This window comes from Enterobacter sp. SENG-6 (genome assembly GCF_001605945.1).
GTDB lineage: Bacteria > Pseudomonadota > Gammaproteobacteria > Enterobacterales > Enterobacteriaceae > Enterobacter > Enterobacter cloacae.
The window spans coordinates 23,010-39,270 of sequence record NZ_LOMM01000009.1; the positions used below are offsets into that span (position 1 = coordinate 23,010).

Here is a 16,261-nt window from a genome sequence, read left to right on the forward strand (position 1 = left end):
CGGGCCCGGTGGTAAAACGCTTATACGTTTAGCGTATAGGCAAAAAGATGATTAAAAGAGTTGAGCGTATAGACAGGGTGGAGCTAATGCGGACGTTTGTTCGTATTGTTGAGGCCGGGTCCCTCTCTGCGGCGGCACGGCAGCTGGCAACCACCCAGGCCACGGTGAGCCGACGGTTGCAGTCGCTTGAGACGATGCTCGGTGTGCGCCTGATATTGCGCACTACTCACACGACGCGTCTGACGGATGACGGCGAGCGCTGCTATCAGCACGCCCGTCGGGTGATTGACAGCTGGCTGGCACTGGAAGATGAGGTAGGGCAGACAGAAGACGAACCGCTAGGCGTCCTGCGGGTACGCGCCCCGCACGCGTTTGGTCAGGATCAGCTCCTGAAACCGTTAACCGAATTTCTACAGCGTTATCCGCAGCTTTCTATTGAGTGGATGCTCAACGACCGGTCGGCTGACTTTCTCGGCGACAACCTTGACTGTGCGATTCGGGTGGGCATCGAGGTTGACCCGGCGACCGTGTCCGTGCTGCTGGCTGAGGTGCCGCGCTCAGTGGTGGCTTCTCCGGCATTGCTGGCCCGTTTTCCGGCGGTTAACACCCCGGAAGATTTGCAGCAGCTTCCCTGGATAGCCATCAGCTCTTTCTACCAGCGCCATGTGGAGCTTTTTCACGATGCCTCGCCAGCCACCGCGCGCGTGGCGATTACTCCCCGCCTCAGTACCGACAGTCTGTATGTCGCACGCAATACGGCTCTCACCGGGCTTGGCGTGGCGGTGGTATCAAGCTGGACGGTTCAGGAGGATATTCGGGAAGGGCGGCTGGTGCATTTACTGCCCGAGTGGCAGCCGGCGGCGTTACCGGTGCATCTGGTTTACCCCTGGTCCCGTTACTATCCGGCGCGCTTGCGGCGTTTTCTGGAGTTGATGCGGCAGATCATGCCGGAGGTCACTGGAATGAGAAAGCCGCTACCGCAGCCATAAAAAAGCCGACCCGAAGGTCGGCTTGCACACTTAGCGTGCGTTATTCAACTGACTGCGGACGGGTTGCTGGTGCAGTAGCCTTGTGCGTAGCACTGTGACCACCGGCAGCACCTTTACCTTCGAAGTTGAACTCCGGGCGAACCCAGTCGCTGTGACGCGGTGCTTCAGGCACATACTCAGGCGCAGGGGCGCGAGTCATCGGTGCTGTGGCAACGTGCGCAGGCGCGACGGCAACCTTCACCGGCTCGGGTTTCACTTCCGGCGCTTTCGCTTCTTCAACAACAGGTTCAACCTGAATCTCAACGTCCTGCACAACCTCTTCGGTCGTGGTTTCAACGATGGTTTCAGCGGTTTCTTCCACTGCGGCTACAGGTTCAGCCTCTTCAGCGACTTCTTCAGCCACCACGGCATCTTCTTCGGCAATAAGCTGCGGCGCGGCATCAACCGGCGCAGCAATCACTTCTGGATGGGTGGTTTCGACGTCCACAGCGTGAGGTGCTTCAGTTTCAACAACCTGTGGTTCAACCACGGTTGCCGCTTCCGTTACAACCTCTTCTGCCGCTGCTGCTGGTGCAATCACCTCTTCGGTCACTGCCTGTTCTTCAACAGCCTGTTCCGGGCGAGCAACAGGGTAGCGGATCCAGACTTTACCGGATGCCATTTCAGGTGACGCGCACGCCACGGTCATTGGCATTGGGGACTGCGTTGGGTAACGCTCGTCACGGTAGCGACGACGACGCTGACCGCTCACGCGCAGATGACGCGGAGAACGGCGCGAGCGACGTGGCATACCCGCGTTGTCACGGTTTTCACCGTTTTCATCCTGCTCTACCTGATTTTCCACGACGGCCGGGAGATCAACTTTCGCAACCTGCGTGCCCGTTGTGGTTTCTGTCACTTCGGCTGCGACAGCTGCGGTTTCTTCTGCCTGAACAGCACCGACGCGCACTTTCTGAGTCAGCTGGCGCTGCTTACGACGTGGCATTACCTGAGTACGTTCTTCCTGCTCGGTCTCCTGCTGCTCAGCAGGCTCTTCGCGATTCAGGTTTTTGACGTCCTGCTGCGCCTGGCGTTTTTCGTCGTTACGGCGACGGTTACGCTCACGGCGAGGCTGCTGCTCGTCGCGCTGTTTGCTCTTCTCGGACTCATCGCCCGCCTGCTGGCGAATTTCACGATCTTCAACGTTCTGCTGTTGTTTCTCGCGACGGTTGCGACGGTTGTCTTCGCGTTGCTCACGGCCTTCATTGTTGTCCGAACGGTTGTCACGACGCTCGTTACGGTCGCTGCGGTCATTACGATCGCGGCGGTTGTTCTGACGCTTACGACGGTCCTGCTGACGCTCAGGTTTAGCCGCTTTAGGTTCTTCTTTCGGCTGCTCTGGCTGAACTTCTTCACCTGCGAACATTTTCTTCAGCGCGCCAAAGAAACGGCTCAGCAGACCCGGTTGTGCTGGCTCGGCTTTTGCCGCCACTGCCGGTTTTTGTGCCGCAGGTTTAGCCGCTGGTTTTTCCAGGGCACTTTCTGGCGGAGCTTCCGGCATGATGAAGGTCGCTAACGCAGGCTGCTCTGGCAGTTTACGCTCGGCTGGCTCTTCATCAGATGGCAGCGCCATCTCTTCTTCATGCAGCTTCGGCAGCAGGTAGCTGAGCGTGCTGGTCTCTTCGCCTTTACGGACACGCAGCACGTGATAGTGCGGCGTTTCCATCTGGTCGTTTGGCACGATGATGCAGCGAACGCCGCCCTGGCGCGCTTCAATGGCACTCACCGCGGCACGTTTTTCGTTCAGCAGGTAGGAGGCAATTGGCACCGGAACAATGGCGTGAACCTCTTTGGTGTTCTCTTTCAGCGCTTCTTCTTCAATCAGACGCAGAATAGAGAGAGACAGAGATTCGTTATCACGAACGGTCCCGGTACCGGAGCAGCGCGGGCAAACGTGATGGCTGGATTCGCCCAGAGACGGGCTCAGGCGCTGGCGGGACATCTCCAGCAGGCCGAAGCGTGAAATATGGCTAATCTGGATACGCGCACGATCCTGGCGCACCGCTTCGCGCAGACGGTTTTCAACCGCACGCTGGTGACGAACAGGGGTCATGTCGATAAAGTCGATAACAATCAGACCACCCAGGTCGCGCAGGCGGAGCTGGCGGGCGATTTCATCAGCGGCTTCAAGGTTGGTGTTGAAGGCGGTCTCTTCGATATCGCCGCCGCGCGTCGCACGTGCGGAGTTGATGTCGATAGCGGTCAGCGCTTCTGTGGTATCGATAACGATAGAACCGCCGGATGGCAGACGGACTTCACGCTGGAAGGCGGACTCAATCTGGGATTCAATCTGATAGTGGCTGAACAGCGGGATTTCGCCGGTGTACAGTTTGATTTTGCTGGTGAAGTCCGGACGACCCAGTGCGGCGATGTGCTGGCGAGCCAGCTCAAGCACTTTCGGGTTGTCGATGAGAATTTCACCGATATCCTGACGCAGATAGTCGCGGAAGGCACGTACAATAACGTTACTTTCCTGGTGGATCAGGAACGGCGCAGGGCGGCTTTCTGCTGCTTTCTGGATAGCTTCCCAGTGCTTCAGACGGAAGCTTAAGTCCCACTGCAGCGCTTCGGCAGATTTGCCCACACCGGCGGTACGCACGATAAGACCCATGCCATCCGGCAGTTCAAGACTGGCCAGCGCTTCTTTCAGTTCGGTACGGTCATCGCCTTCGATACGGCGAGAGATACCACCCGCACGCGGGTTGTTTGGCATCAGTACCAGATAACTTCCCGCCAGGCTGATAAAGGTTGTCAGTGCGGCACCTTTGTTGCCGCGCTCTTCTTTATCAATCTGAACAATCACTTCCTGACCTTCACGCAGAACATCTTTGATATTCGGACGGCCATGAGCGTTGTAGTTAGCAGGGAAATATTCGCGGGCGATTTCTTTCAGAGGGAGGAAACCATGACGCTCAGCACCGTAATCGACAAATGCAGCCTCAAGGCTTGGTTCAATGCGGGTGATTTTACCTTTGTAAATGTTCGCTTTTTTCTGTTCGTGTCCAGGACTTTCGATATCCAGATCGTACAGGCGCTGCCCATCCACAAGGGCGACACGCAACTCTTCTTGCTGAGTTGCGTTGATTAACATTCTTTTCATCGTAACTTACTCGTTATTCTTACATTGACGACAAAGCTGCGGGCAAGGTGGCGCTTTCCGGGGTATGAACCGATGGCCTCGTGTCTATTCACGTCGCCAACCTCACGGTTGTCGCTCGCTTAAGAGGCGCAGAGTGTCGGTTGCCTGTGTTTCATACGGAAACACAGCGCAATTATCAGGGGAATTGCCTGGGTAGAACTCTCCAGAGAACAATCCTTATACCGGGAAGTACTGCAACCCGCAGCCCGCTAACTGCCTGAAAGATCAATACGTCTTACGCCATTGCTGCGTGGATGATCGGTCAGACAAAATTGGTCATTCCGTCGACATCCTTACAAAACCCGGATTTAACGCGGAAAACGGCTTCATTATTCCACTGCTCGCCGGGTTATAGCAAGATGACTTTTACCAATTATCACCCGGTTACTCACAGTTTCTTCACTTCAGGATGGTGATTGGTTTAATAACCACCAAATCGATTGCGCGAAACCGGGGCAGGCCGGATAAAAGTAAATATAAGCATAGAAAAATGAGTGGCGCTAATGCCTGACGATATTTAGAATCGCCAACCATGAAAACAGAGACTCCAGCCGTAAAAATGGTTGCTATCGCCGATGATGAAGCGGGGCAACGTATCGATAACTTTTTGCGCACCCAACTGAAAGGGGTACCAAAAAGCATGATTTACCGCATCCTGCGTAAGGGCGAGGTGCGGGTTAACAAAAAACGCGTGAAGCCTGAGTATAAGCTCGAAGCCGGTGACGAAGTGCGTATCCCGCCGGTGCGTGTTGCCGAACGTGAAGAAGAGGTCGTGTCGCCTAAGCTGCAGAAGGTGGCCGCCCTGAGTGATGTGATCCTGTATGAAGATGACCATATCCTGGTGCTGAATAAACCGTCGGGTACGGCGGTACACGGCGGCAGCGGTCTCAGCTTCGGCGTGATTGAAGGGCTGCGCGCGCTGCGCCCGGAAGCCCGTTTCCTCGAACTGGTTCACCGTCTCGATCGTGACACCTCTGGCGTGCTGCTGGTCGCCAAAAAACGTTCAGCCCTGCGCTCGTTGCACGAGCAGCTGCGCGAAAAAGGGATGCAGAAAGATTATCTGGCGCTGGTGCGCGGTCAGTGGCAGTCCCACGTGAAAGTGGTGCAGGCCCCGCTGTTGAAAAATATTTTGCAAAGCGGTGAGCGAATCGTTCGCGTCAGCCAGGAAGGTAAACCGTCTGAGACGCGCTTTAAAGTAGAAGAGCGCTATGAGTTTGCCACCCTGGTGCGCTGTAGCCCGGTGACGGGCCGAACCCACCAGATTCGCGTGCATACCCAGTTTGCTGGCCATCCGATTGCGTTTGACGATCGCTATGGCGACAGGGAATTTGATAAGCAACTGGCGGGGACGGGGCTGTCGCGTCTGTTCCTCCATGCGGCAGCGCTGAAGTTTACCCATCCGAATACCGGCGAGACTATACGTATTGAAGCGCCGCTGGATGAGCAGTTGAAACGCTGCCTGAAAGTTCTGCGCGGCTAAGGTAAAAGTTAAACGGCAACGGAATTGCCGTTTTTTATGTTTGCCCCCTCTCCCTGTGGGAGAGGGCCGGGGTGAGGGCATCAGGTTGCAACGGTCACGCCGTCAGCGGATTACACGCTTCGCGTCTTAACATCTGGCACAGCGCAATCAGCGGTAAGCCCACCAGCGTGTTCGGATCACGCCCCTCCAGCTTTTCGAAGAGCGCAATCCCAAGACCTTCACTTTTAAAACTGCCGGCGCAGTTCAGCGGCCGTTCACGACGCACATAATCAGTGATTTCTTGCTCGCTCAGGTGTCGGAAGTGAACATCAAACGGTTCGCATTCGGTCTGCAGGTGGCCCACGGCGGAGTTGTAGAGCGCGAGGCCGGTATAAAAGGTAACAATATTGCCGCGCGCCTGCATAAGCTGTTTACAGGCATTCTCTTCGGTGTGTGGCTTACCGGTGATGACACCATCCAGCACGCAAACCTGATCGGAGCCTATAATCAAATGCGAAGGGTATTGTGCGGCAAGCGATTGTGCTTTCTCTTTCGCCAGACGCGTCACTAGATGACGCGGCGACTCGCCAGGTTGTGGCGTCTCGTCAACGTCCGGCGCGGCACACACAAACGGGATCCCGAGCTTTTCCAGCAACATTCGGCGGTAGGGAGAAGTGGAAGCGAGAACGAGATTTGGCATATTTTTATCACCAGATATAGCGTATCGATGCCAGCCATTTTAAACTACAGGCCGCAATGTGTGCGAATAATTGGCAAAAGGCAGCCCTGGTTGCCTTTTTCTTTGACTATATGACGTTACAAAGTTAATATGCGCGCCCTATGCAAAAGGTAAAATTACCCCTGACTCTTGATCCGGTTCGTACGGCTCAAAAACGCCTCGATTACGAAGGTATCTATACTTCCGATCAGGCTGAGCGTATTGCCGAATCCGTAGTCAGTGTGGACAGTGATGTGGAATGCTCCATGTCGTTCGCTATCGATAACCAGCGCCTTGCCGTTTTAACCGGTGATGCAAAGGTGACGGTAACGCTCGAATGTCAGCGTTGCGGGAAACCGTTCACACAGCACGTTCACACAACGTATTGTTTCAGTCCGGTTCGTTCTGACGAACAGGCTGAGGCACTCCCGGAAGCGTATGAGCCGATTGAGGTTAACGAATTCGGTGAAATCGATCTTCTGGCTCTGGTTGAAGATGAAATCATCCTCACCTTGCCAGTGGTTCCGGTGCATGATTCTGAACACTGTGAAGTGTCCGAGGCGGACATGGTCTTTGGGGAACTGCCTGATGAAGCGCAAAAACCAAACCCATTTGCCGTATTAGCCAGCTTAAAGCGTAAGTAATTGAGGAGTAAGGTCCATGGCCGTACAACAGAATAAACCAACCCGTTCCAAACGTGGCATGCGTCGTTCCCATGACGCGCTGACTGCAGTTACCAGCCTGTCTGTAGATAAGACTTCTGGTGAGAAACACCTGCGTCACCACATCACTGCTGACGGTTTCTACCGCGGCCGCAAGGTTATCACTAAGTAATCACGCGTTTGCGTGATTAGGCTTAGTGAGGAACTCCCCGTGCAAACGGGGAATTTACCGAACCAGGCTGCGACGATACCTTGACACGTCTAACCCTGGCGTTAGATGTCATGGGAGGAGATTTTGGGCCTTCCGTGACGGTGCCTGCAGCATTGCAGGCACTGAATTCTAATTCGCAACTCACACTTCTTTTAGTCGGCAATCCCGACACAATCACGCCATTACTTGCAAAAGCTGACTTCGAACAACGTTCACGTCTGCAGATTATTCCTGCGCAGTCAGTTATTGCCAGTGATGCCCGGCCATCGCAGGCGATTCGCAATAGCCGTGGCAGCTCTATGCGAATGGCGCTGGAGCTGGTAAAAGAAGGACGTGCGCAGGCCTGCGTCAGCGCGGGAAATACCGGCGCGCTGATGGGGCTGTCGAAATTACTGCTCAAGCCTATTGAGGGCATTGAGCGTCCGGCGCTGGTGACGGTACTCCCGCATCAGCAAAAGGGCAAAACGGTGGTGCTCGATCTGGGCGCTAACGTCGATTGTGATAGTACAATGCTGGCTCAGTTTGCCGTGATGGGGTCGGTGCTGGCAGAAGAAGTGGTCGGGATCAAGACTCCCCGTGTTGCGTTACTGAACATAGGTGAAGAAGAGACCAAAGGCCTGGACAGCATTCGTGAGGCTGCCGAATTGCTTAAACAGGTTCCCTCCATCAACTATATTGGTTATCTCGAAGCCAATGAGTTGCTGACGGGGAAAACGGATGTTCTGGTGTGTGATGGCTTCACTGGAAACGTGACGTTAAAAACCATGGAAGGGGTTGTGCGAATGTTCCTTTCTCTCCTCAAATCGCAGGGAGAAGGTAAAAAAAGCGCCTGGTGGCTGATTTTATTAAAGCGTTGGTTACAAAAAAGCCTGACGCGGCGATTCAGTCACCTCAACCCCGACCAGTATAATGGCGCCTGTCTGTTAGGATTGCGCGGCATTGTGATCAAGAGTCACGGTGCCGCCAATCAGCGAGCATTTACTGTCGCCATTGAACAGGCAGTGCAGGCGGTGCAGCGACAAGTCCCTCAGCGGATTGCCGCTCGCCTGGAATCTGTATTAGCTAAAAGTGACTGAGCGTACATGTATACGAAGATTATTGGTACCGGCAGCTATCTGCCAACACAAGTGCGAACCAACGCCGATCTGGAAAAAATGGTAGATACGTCTGACGAGTGGATTGTCACGCGCACAGGTATCCGTGAACGTCGTATCGCCGCGCCAGACGAAACCGTGTCCACCATGGGTTACGAAGCCGCACAGCGTGCTATCGAGATGGCGGGCATCGATAAAGATCAGATTGGTTTGATCGTGGTTGCCACAACATCGGCCACGCATGCTTTCCCAAGCGCAGCGTGCCAGGTGCAGAATATGCTCGGTATTAAAGGCTGCCCGGCGTTTGACGTTGCCGCAGCCTGCGCAGGTTTCACCTATGCATTGAGCGTTGCCGATCAGTATGTAAAATCCGGCGCGGTGAAGTATGCGCTGGTGATCGGTGCTGACGTGCTGGCGCGTACCTGCGATCCAACCGATCGCGGAACGATCATTATTTTTGGTGATGGTGCGGGTGCCGTACTGCTGGGTCAGTCTGAAGAGCCGGGCATCATCTCCACGCATCTGCATGCTGACGGTAGCTATGGCGAACTGTTAACGCTGCCTAATGCCGACCGTGTGAATCCGGATAGCTCTATCTATCTGACCATGGCAGGTAACGAAGTGTTTAAGGTCGCGGTGACGGAACTGGCCCACATTGTTGATGAAACGCTGGAGGCGAATGGCCTTGAGCGCACCGCACTCGACTGGCTGGTGCCGCATCAGGCGAACCTGCGTATTATCAGTGCAACTGCGAAAAAGCTGGGCATGTCGATGGATAACGTTGTGGTGACGCTCGATCGCCACGGCAATACCTCTGCGGCGTCAGTACCGTGCGCCTTTGATGAAGCGGTACGTGACGGACGAATCAAACGGGGCCAGTTGGTCTTGCTTGAAGCCTTCGGTGGCGGGTTCACCTGGGGTTCCGCGCTGGTTCGTTTCTAGGATAAGGATTAAAAGATGACGCAATTTGCTTTTGTGTTTCCGGGGCAGGGCTCTCAAACCGTTGGGATGTTGTCTGAAATGGCAGCAAACTATCCGGTAATCGAAGAGACTTTCCGTGAAGCTTCCGATGCGCTGGGTTATGATTTATGGGCGCTGACCCAACAAGGTCCGGCCGAAGAGCTGAACAAAACCTGGCAGACTCAGCCAGCACTGCTTACTGCTTCCGTTGCGCTGTGGCGCGTCTGGCAGCAGAAGGGCGGCAAAGCGCCAGCCCTGCTCGCGGGCCATAGCCTGGGTGAATACTCTGCACTGGTCTGTGCCGGTGTGATCGCCTTTGCTGACGCGGTACGCCTGGTAGAACTGCGTGGTAAATTCATGCAGGAAGCGGTGCCAGAAGGCACGGGCGGCATGTCTGCTATTATCGGTCTCGACGATGCTTCCATCGCAAAAGCGTGTGAAGAATCAGCAGAAGGTCAGGTGGTTTCACCGGTTAACTTCAACTCGCCAGGCCAGGTGGTTATCGCCGGTCATAAAGAAGCGGTTGAACGTGCAGGTGCAGCCTGTAAAGCCGCGGGGGCGAAACGTGCGCTGCCGCTGCCAGTGAGTGTTCCGTCCCACTGTGCGCTGATGAAACCTGCTGCTGACAAGCTGGCGGTTGAACTGGAAAAAATTACCTTTAACGCACCGACGATTTCCGTTGTGAACAACGTCGATGTGAAATGTGAAACCACGCCGGAGGCTATCCGTGATGCGCTGGTTCGCCAGCTTTATAGCCCGGTACAGTGGACCAAAACCGTTGAGTTTATGGCCTCTCAGGGCGTTGAGCACCTGTACGAAGTCGGCCCAGGGAAAGTCCTGACTGGTTTGACAAAACGTATTGTTGACACCCTGACTGCCTCGGCGATTAACGAGCCGGAAGCCATTGAAGCGGCACTCTCGCAATAAAAGAGGAATACCATGAGTTTTGAAGGAAAAATTGCCCTGGTCACTGGCGCAAGCCGCGGTATCGGGCGTGCAATTGCTGAAACACTGGCCGCGCGCGGCGCGAAAGTGATTGGTACAGCAACCAGCGAGAATGGCGCGAAGGCCATCAGCGACTATCTGGGTGCGAACGGTAAAGGTCTGGTACTGAATGTGACCGAACCAGCATCTATCGAATCTGTTCTGGAAAATATTCGCGCAGAGTTTGGCGAAGTGGATATTCTGGTCAATAATGCCGGGATCACTCGCGATAACCTGTTGATGCGAATGAAAGACGACGAGTGGAACGATATTATCGAAACCAACCTGTCATCTGTATTCCGTCTGTCAAAAGCGGTAATGCGCGCTATGATGAAAAAGCGTCATGGTCGTATTATCACTGTCGGTTCTGTGGTTGGTACCATGGGAAATGCTGGTCAGGCTAACTACGCTGCGGCGAAAGCAGGTCTGATTGGTTTCAGTAAGTCGCTGGCGCGTGAAGTCGCGTCCCGCGGGATTACTGTAAACGTTGTTGCTCCGGGCTTTATTGAAACGGACATGACGCGTGCGCTGACTGATGAGCAGCGTGCGGGTACGCTGGCAGCTGTTCCTGCGGGCCGCTTAGGCGACCCTAAAGAAATTGCCAGCGCGGTTGCATTTTTAGCCTCTGACGAAGCGGGTTACATCACTGGTGAAACCCTCCACGTCAACGGCGGGATGTATATGGTTTAATCACGATCGAAAATATTTGCGTTATTGGGGGGATTGGCCTCAAAATAACGTAAAATCGTGGTAAGACCTGCCGGGATTTAGTTGCAAATTTTTCAACATTTTATACACTACGAAAACCATCGCGAAAGCGAGTTTTGATAGGAAATTTAAGAGTATGAGCACTATCGAAGAACGCGTTAAGAAAATTATCGGCGAACAGCTGGGCGTTAAGCAGGAAGAAGTTGTGAACTCCGCTTCCTTCGTTGAAGACCTGGGCGCAGATTCTCTTGACACCGTTGAGCTGGTAATGGCTCTGGAAGAAGAGTTTGATACTGAGATTCCGGACGAAGAAGCTGAGAAGATCACCACCGTTCAGGCTGCCATTGATTACATCAACGGCCACCAGGCGTAAGTGAACATCTCCAGGCGGTCATTCGACCGCCTGAGTTTTATCTTTTTTAGTCCCACGAATCTCTTTTTTTATCCCTCCCTGGAGGACAAACGTGTCTAAGCGTCGTGTAGTTGTGACCGGACTTGGCATGTTGTCTCCTGTCGGCAATACCGTAGAGTCCACCTGGAAAGCTCTCCTTGCCGGTCAGAGCGGCATCAGCCTAATCGACCATTTCGATACTAGCGCCTATGCAACGAAATTTGCTGGCTTAGTAAAGGATTTTAACTGTGAAGAGATCATCTCGCGCAAAGAACAGCGCAAGATGGATGCCTTCATTCAATATGGAATTGTCGCTGGCGTTCAGGCCATGCAGGATTCTGGCCTTGAAATTACGGAAGAGAACGCAACCCGTATCGGTGCCGCTATTGGCTCCGGGATTGGCGGTCTTGGTCTGATCGAGGAAAACCATTCATCTCTCATGAATGGCGGACCGCGTAAAATCAGCCCGTTCTTCGTTCCGTCCACGATTGTTAATATGGTGGCGGGTCACCTGACCATCATGTTCGGTCTGCGTGGGCCAAGCATTTCTATCGCGACCGCATGTACCTCTGGCGTGCATAACATCGGCCAGGCCGCGCGTATGATTGCGTACGGCGATGCAGATGCTATGGTGGCGGGCGGTGCTGAAAAAGCCAGTACCCCGCTTGGCGTGGGTGGCTTTGGTGCTGCGCGCGCGCTGTCTACCCGCAACGATAATCCTCAGGCGGCAAGCCGTCCTTGGGACAAAGACCGTGACGGTTTCGTGCTGGGCGATGGTGCAGGTATGCTCGTTCTGGAAGAGTACGAACATGCGAAAAAACGTGGCGCGAAAATTTATGCTGAAGTCGTTGGCTTTGGTATGAGCAGCGATGCCTATCACATGACGTCACCGCCAGAAAATGGTGCGGGCGCCGCGCTGGCCATGGAAAACGCGATTCGCGATGCGGGTATTACCCCAGCGCAAATCGGCTACGTTAACGCACACGGTACCTCTACCCCTGCGGGCGATAAAGCAGAAGCTCAGGCTGTTAAGTCTATCTTCGGTGAATCTGCCAGCCGTGTACTGGTCAGTTCCACAAAATCCATGACCGGTCACCTGTTGGGTGCGGCGGGGGCTGTAGAGTCTATTTACTCTATTCTTGCGCTGCGCGACCAGGCTGTTCCGCCAACCATCAACCTGGATAACCCGGATGAAGGTTGCGATCTGGACTTCGTTCCTCACGAAGCGCGCCAGGTGAGTGGAATGGAGTACACCCTGTGTAACTCCTTCGGCTTTGGCGGTACTAACGGTTCTCTGATCTTCAAAAAGATCTGAGTCTGCGTACCCTATGGCTGTGAAAAAAGGTCCGCTTGTCGGGCCTTTTTTATTCAGGCTAATCTTCTTGTCGGCTGCACGACATCCTGCCAGACTAAACGCCCACGCATAAGGAGCCACCATGTTTTTAATCAATGGCCTTGAGCAAGAATCTCTGCCTGCAAGCGACAGGGCGACTCAGTTTGGTGATGGCTGCTTTACCACGGCGCGCATTGCGGATGGCGACGTGTGTCTGCTGGATGCGCATATACGTCGTCTGCAAACGGCCTGCAAAACGTTACTGATCCCCTTTACGCAATGGGACACGTTGCGCCAGGAAATGTGCCAGCTTGCGTCCGGAAAGCCCAGTGGGGTACTCAAGGTCATTATCAGCCGCGGCAGCGGTGGACGGGGTTATAGCGGTGTCAGTTGCCAACATCCCACCCGGATGCTGTCGGTTTCTGCGTATCCTGCCCAGTATCCGCGCTGGCGTGAAGAGGGCGTTACCCTGACGCTCAGCCCGGTACGTCTGGGAAGAAACCCCATGCTTGCCGGGATAAAACATCTCAATCGTCTTGAGCAGGTGCTAATCCGTACTCATCTTGAGCAGACGACAGCCGATGAAGCGCTGGTTCTTGACAGCGAAGGGTTCATTACGGAATGCTGTGCGGCTAATTTATTCTGGCGGCAGGGCAACACTGTTTTCACGCCTTCGCTGGAACAGGCGGGAGTCAACGGTATTATGCGTCAGTTTTGTTTGCAGCAGCTGGCACGCTCTGACTTTCACGTTGTCGAAGTTAACGCACGCGAAGAGGCGTTGCAGGCAGCAGATGAAATCGTTATTTGCAACGCGCTGATGCCGGTTATACCTGTCCGCGCTTATGGTCAAATTTGCTTGCCATCGCGCGAGCTGTTCTCTTTTTTAGCCCCGATATGTGAGCAAACCAGATAGTCATGAAGAAAATGTTGCGCTTTGTCCTCCTCCTAATCGTTGCGCTGGGTATCGCTGGCGGCGCGGGAATGTGGAAAGTTCGCCAGCTGGCGGACAGTAAGATCCTGATTAAGGACGAAACGATCTTTACCCTGAAAGCGGGAACCGGGCGACTGGCGCTCGGTGAACAGCTTTATGGCGATAAAATCATTAATCGTCCACGCGTGTTCCAGTGGTTATTGCGTGTGGAACCTGAGCTGTCTCATTTTAAAGCTGGCACCTATCGTTTCACGCCCGGGATGACCGTCAGAGAGATGCTGCAGTTGTTGGAAAGCGGCAAAGAAGCGCAGTTCCCGCTGCGGTTTGTTGAAGGGATGCGCCTTAGCGATTACCTCAAACAGCTGCGTGATGCGCCGTATATTAAACATACGCTGAAAGATGACAGTTACCAGACGGTTGCCGCGGTACTTGAATTTGAACATCCCGAGTGGGTTGAAGGCTGGTTCTGGCCGGACACCTGGATGTATACAGCCGGAACAACCGATGTGGCGATCCTGAAGCGTGCGCACAAAAAAATGGTCGCGGCGGTGGAATCTGCGTGGGAAGGGCGCGCCGATGGCCTGCCGTATAAAGATCAAAACCAGTTTGTCACCATGGCCTCAATTATTGAGAAAGAGACCGCGGTGGCTTCAGAGCGCGACCAGGTGGCGTCGGTCTTTATCAACCGACTGCGCATTGGCATGCGTCTGCAAACTGACCCTACCGTGATTTACGGAATGGGTGAGAGCTACAGCGGCAAGATTTCACGAAAAGATCTGGAGACGCCGACGGCGTATAATACCTACGTTATTAGCGGCCTGCCGCCAGGCCCGATTGCCACGCCGAGCGAAGCCTCGCTTAAGGCGGCCGCGCATCCGGCAAAAACACCGTATCTCTACTTTGTGGCTGATGGAAAAGGGGGGCATACCTTTAACACCAACCTTGCCAGCCATAATCGCTCCGTTCAGAATTATCTGAAGGCACTTAAGGAAAAAAATGCGCAGTAAATACATTGTCATTGAGGGACTCGAAGGAGCCGGTAAAACCACAGCCCGCAACGTGGTAATCGAAACGCTGAAAACGCTCGGCGTTGCGGACATGGTGTTTACCCGTGAACCCGGCGGTACGCAGCTGGCTGAAAAGCTGCGCAGCCTGGTGCTGGATATCAAATCCGTGGGCGATGAAGTTATCACTGACAAAGCCGAAGTGCTGATGTTCTATGCCGCTCGCGTGCAGTTGGTAGAGACGGTCATCAAACCGGCTCTGGCCGCTGGCAAGTGGGTCATTGGCGACCGTCACGATCTGTCGACTCAGGCGTATCAGGGCGGGGGACGCGGAATTGACCAGACAATGCTGGCAACGTTGCGTGATGCAGTATTAGGGGATTTCCGCCCCGATCTGACGCTGTATCTGGATGTAACGCCGGAAGTGGGCCTGAAGCGCGCGCGCGCGCGCGGCGAGCTGGATCGCATTGAGCAAGAGTCGCTCGACTTCTTTAATCGCACCCGCGCGCGTTATCTTGAACTCGCCAGTCAGGACAGTTCCATTCGCACCATTGATGCGACGCAGTCCCTGGAAGAGGTGACCCGTTCCATTGAGGAAACTGTCAAACACTGGCTACAGGAGCAACAGGCATGAAATGGTACCCATGGTTGCGCCCGCACTTTGAACAGCTGATCGCCAGCTATCAGGCCGGACGGGGGCATCATGCGTTACTGATTCAGGCATTGCCGGGCATGGGTGAAGATGCATTGATCTACGCCATCACCCGTTTTCTGATGTGCCAGCAGCCAGAAGGTCACAAAAGCTGCGGTAAATGCCGCGGCTGCCAGCTGATGCAGGCGGGCACACATCCTGACTATTACACGCTGGAGCCGGAGAAGGGCAAAAGTGCGCTCGGTATCGATGCCGTGCGTGAAGTCAGTGAAAAATTATACGAGCACGCACGACTGGGTGGCGCAAAAGTCGTCTGGCTGAAAGACGCGGCGTTGCTTACCGAGGCGGCGGCAAACGCGCTGCTTAAAACGCTGGAGGAGCCACCGGAAAAAACGTGGTTCTTCCTGTCATGCCGCGATCCGGGTCGATTACTGGCGACGTTACGCAGTCGGTGTCGGCTTCATCACCTTGCGACTCCCCAGGAATCGTGGGCGCTGAGCTGGCTGGAGCGTGAGGTGACAACGTCACAGGATAGCGCGTTGTCCGCATTGCGCCTCAGCAGCGGCGCACCTGCCGCGGCGCTGGCTCTGCTGCAGGCGGACGTCTGGTCGCAACGAGAAGCGCTTTGCCGCGCCGTTGCCTCTGCGCTGGAGAGCGGTGACTGGTTGAGCGTACTGCCTGCACTTAACAGCGATCAGGCTGCCGAGCGTCTGCACTGGCTGGCTGCCTTACTTCTGGATGCCCTCAAGATCCAGCAGGGGGCCACGCTGCTGACCAATCCCGATGTCTGGCCACTGGTAAACACGCTGGCGAATCGTCTGCCAGGCGCCACGTTGCGTGCGATCCTGCACGATACTTGCCAGAGCCGCGAACAACTTTTAACGGTAACCGGTCTTAATCGCGAGCTTGTACTGACCGACCAGTTACTGCGTATCGAACATTACCTGCAACCAGGCGTTACTCCGCCTGTTTCCCATCTCTGAGAGA

At 54.7% G+C, this 16,261-nt stretch carries 16 protein-coding genes; 14 read left to right on the forward strand and 2 right to left on the reverse strand.

The features are described from left to right. The first annotated feature begins 86 nt into the window (after window positions 1-86). Window positions 87-989, forward strand: a complete 903-nt coding sequence (locus tag AX755_RS05535) for a LysR family transcriptional regulator (protein WP_062856423.1) — start codon at window positions 87-89, stop codon at window positions 987-989. 40 nt (window positions 990-1,029) lie between these two features. On the opposite strand, the gene rne is transcribed toward AX755_RS05535, so the two are convergent. Then, on the reverse strand, window positions 1,030-4,128 hold the full coding sequence (gene rne / locus AX755_RS05540) for a ribonuclease E (protein WP_062856424.1): 3,099 nt from the start codon (window positions 4,126-4,128) through the stop codon (window positions 1,030-1,032). 571 nt (window positions 4,129-4,699) lie between these two features. On the opposite strand from rne, the gene rluC reads away from it, so the two are divergent. Beyond that, on the forward strand, window positions 4,700-5,647 hold the full coding sequence (gene rluC / locus AX755_RS05545) for a 23S rRNA pseudouridine(955/2504/2580) synthase RluC (RefSeq protein WP_028028073.1): 948 nt from the start codon (window positions 4,700-4,702) through the stop codon (window positions 5,645-5,647). Between the two features lie 94 nt (window positions 5,648-5,741). On the opposite strand, the gene AX755_RS05550 is transcribed toward rluC, so the two are convergent. Then, on the reverse strand, window positions 5,742-6,326 hold the full coding sequence (locus AX755_RS05550) for a Maf family protein (RefSeq protein WP_028028074.1): 585 nt from the start codon (window positions 6,324-6,326) through the stop codon (window positions 5,742-5,744). Between the two features lie 140 nt (window positions 6,327-6,466). Between AX755_RS05550 and yceD the strand changes: the two genes are divergently transcribed. The 12 genes from yceD (at window position 6,467) to holB (ending at window position 16,257) form a co-directional block, all read left to right on the forward strand. Beyond that, the gene (yceD, locus tag AX755_RS05555; RefSeq protein WP_013097124.1) at window positions 6,467-6,988 is read left to right on the forward strand and encodes a 23S rRNA accumulation protein YceD; all 522 of its coding nucleotides are present in this window, start codon (window positions 6,467-6,469) and stop codon (window positions 6,986-6,988) included. Window positions 6,989-7,004: 16 nt separating this feature from the next. Further along, a complete protein-coding gene (gene rpmF / locus AX755_RS05560; RefSeq protein ID WP_003857964.1) occupies window positions 7,005-7,178 on the forward strand; it encodes a 50S ribosomal protein L32 in 174 nt (57 codons plus the stop codon). Between the two features lie 80 nt (window positions 7,179-7,258). Then, on the forward strand, window positions 7,259-8,293 hold the full coding sequence (gene plsX / locus AX755_RS05565) for a phosphate acyltransferase PlsX (protein ID WP_060578773.1): 1,035 nt from the start codon (window positions 7,259-7,261) through the stop codon (window positions 8,291-8,293). Window positions 8,294-8,299: 6 nt separating this feature from the next. After that, window positions 8,300-9,253, forward strand: coding sequence for a beta-ketoacyl-ACP synthase III (locus AX755_RS05570; protein ID WP_013097122.1), 954 nt, complete (start codon window positions 8,300-8,302; stop codon window positions 9,251-9,253). A 15-nt stretch (window positions 9,254-9,268) separates the two neighbouring features. Then, entirely contained in the window at window positions 9,269-10,198 is a 930-nt protein-coding gene (gene fabD / locus AX755_RS05575; protein WP_014831447.1) for an ACP S-malonyltransferase, read from the forward strand. Window positions 10,199-10,210: 12 nt separating this feature from the next. Continuing rightward, the gene (gene fabG / locus AX755_RS05580; protein WP_013097120.1) at window positions 10,211-10,945 is read left to right on the forward strand and encodes a 3-oxoacyl-ACP reductase FabG; all 735 of its coding nucleotides are present in this window, start codon (window positions 10,211-10,213) and stop codon (window positions 10,943-10,945) included. Window positions 10,946-11,099: 154 nt separating this feature from the next. Continuing rightward, window positions 11,100-11,336 carry an acyl carrier protein gene (acpP, locus tag AX755_RS05585; protein ID WP_003857954.1) on the forward strand — a complete coding sequence of 79 codons (237 nt, stop codon included), beginning with the start codon at window positions 11,100-11,102 and terminating at the stop codon, window positions 11,334-11,336. A 91-nt stretch (window positions 11,337-11,427) separates the two neighbouring features. Further along, a complete protein-coding gene (gene fabF / locus AX755_RS05590; RefSeq protein WP_028028098.1) occupies window positions 11,428-12,669 on the forward strand; it encodes a beta-ketoacyl-ACP synthase II in 1,242 nt (413 codons plus the stop codon). A gap of 121 nt (window positions 12,670-12,790) precedes the next feature. Then, the gene (gene pabC / locus AX755_RS05595; RefSeq protein WP_062856425.1) at window positions 12,791-13,600 is read left to right on the forward strand and encodes an aminodeoxychorismate lyase; all 810 of its coding nucleotides are present in this window, start codon (window positions 12,791-12,793) and stop codon (window positions 13,598-13,600) included. Between the two features lie 2 nt (window positions 13,601-13,602). Further along, on the forward strand, window positions 13,603-14,625 hold the full coding sequence (yceG, locus tag AX755_RS05600; protein ID WP_062856426.1) for a cell division protein YceG: 1,023 nt from the start codon (window positions 13,603-13,605) through the stop codon (window positions 14,623-14,625). After that, a complete protein-coding gene (gene tmk, locus AX755_RS05605) occupies window positions 14,615-15,256 on the forward strand; it encodes a dTMP kinase (protein WP_013097116.1) in 642 nt (213 codons plus the stop codon). The genes yceG and tmk overlap by 11 nt, the downstream gene beginning before the upstream one ends. Continuing rightward, a complete protein-coding gene (gene holB / locus AX755_RS05610; RefSeq protein WP_023621897.1) occupies window positions 15,253-16,257 on the forward strand; it encodes a DNA polymerase III subunit delta' in 1,005 nt (334 codons plus the stop codon). The genes tmk and holB overlap by 4 nt, the downstream gene beginning before the upstream one ends. Window positions 16,258-16,261 lie beyond the last annotated feature (4 nt).

Excerpts from the sequence above, each read along its gene's own strand:
- AX755_RS05535 (WP_062856423.1), top strand. The coding sequence starts at position 87 with ATGCGGACGTTTGTTCGTATTGTTGAGGCCGGGTCCCTCTCTGCGGCG.
- rne (WP_062856424.1), bottom strand. The coding sequence starts at position 4,128 with ATGAAAAGAATGTTAATCAACGCAACTCAGCAAGAAGAGTTGCGTGTC.
- rluC (WP_028028073.1), top strand. The coding sequence starts at position 4,700 with ATGAAAACAGAGACTCCAGCCGTAAAAATGGTTGCTATCGCCGATGAT.
- AX755_RS05550 (WP_028028074.1), bottom strand. The coding sequence starts at position 6,326 with ATGCCAAATCTCGTTCTCGCTTCCACTTCTCCCTACCGCCGAATGTTG.
- yceD (WP_013097124.1), top strand. The coding sequence starts at position 6,467 with ATGCAAAAGGTAAAATTACCCCTGACTCTTGATCCGGTTCGTACGGCT.
- rpmF (WP_003857964.1), top strand. The coding sequence starts at position 7,005 with ATGGCCGTACAACAGAATAAACCAACCCGTTCCAAACGTGGCATGCGT.
- AX755_RS05570 (WP_013097122.1), top strand. The coding sequence starts at position 8,300 with ATGTATACGAAGATTATTGGTACCGGCAGCTATCTGCCAACACAAGTG.
- fabD (WP_014831447.1), top strand. The coding sequence starts at position 9,269 with ATGACGCAATTTGCTTTTGTGTTTCCGGGGCAGGGCTCTCAAACCGTT.
- fabG (WP_013097120.1), top strand. The coding sequence starts at position 10,211 with ATGAGTTTTGAAGGAAAAATTGCCCTGGTCACTGGCGCAAGCCGCGGT.
- acpP (WP_003857954.1), top strand. The coding sequence starts at position 11,100 with ATGAGCACTATCGAAGAACGCGTTAAGAAAATTATCGGCGAACAGCTG.
- pabC (WP_062856425.1), top strand. The coding sequence starts at position 12,791 with ATGTTTTTAATCAATGGCCTTGAGCAAGAATCTCTGCCTGCAAGCGAC.
- yceG (WP_062856426.1), top strand. The coding sequence starts at position 13,603 with ATGAAGAAAATGTTGCGCTTTGTCCTCCTCCTAATCGTTGCGCTGGGT.
- tmk (WP_013097116.1), top strand. The coding sequence starts at position 14,615 with ATGCGCAGTAAATACATTGTCATTGAGGGACTCGAAGGAGCCGGTAAA.
- holB (WP_023621897.1), top strand. The coding sequence starts at position 15,253 with ATGAAATGGTACCCATGGTTGCGCCCGCACTTTGAACAGCTGATCGCC.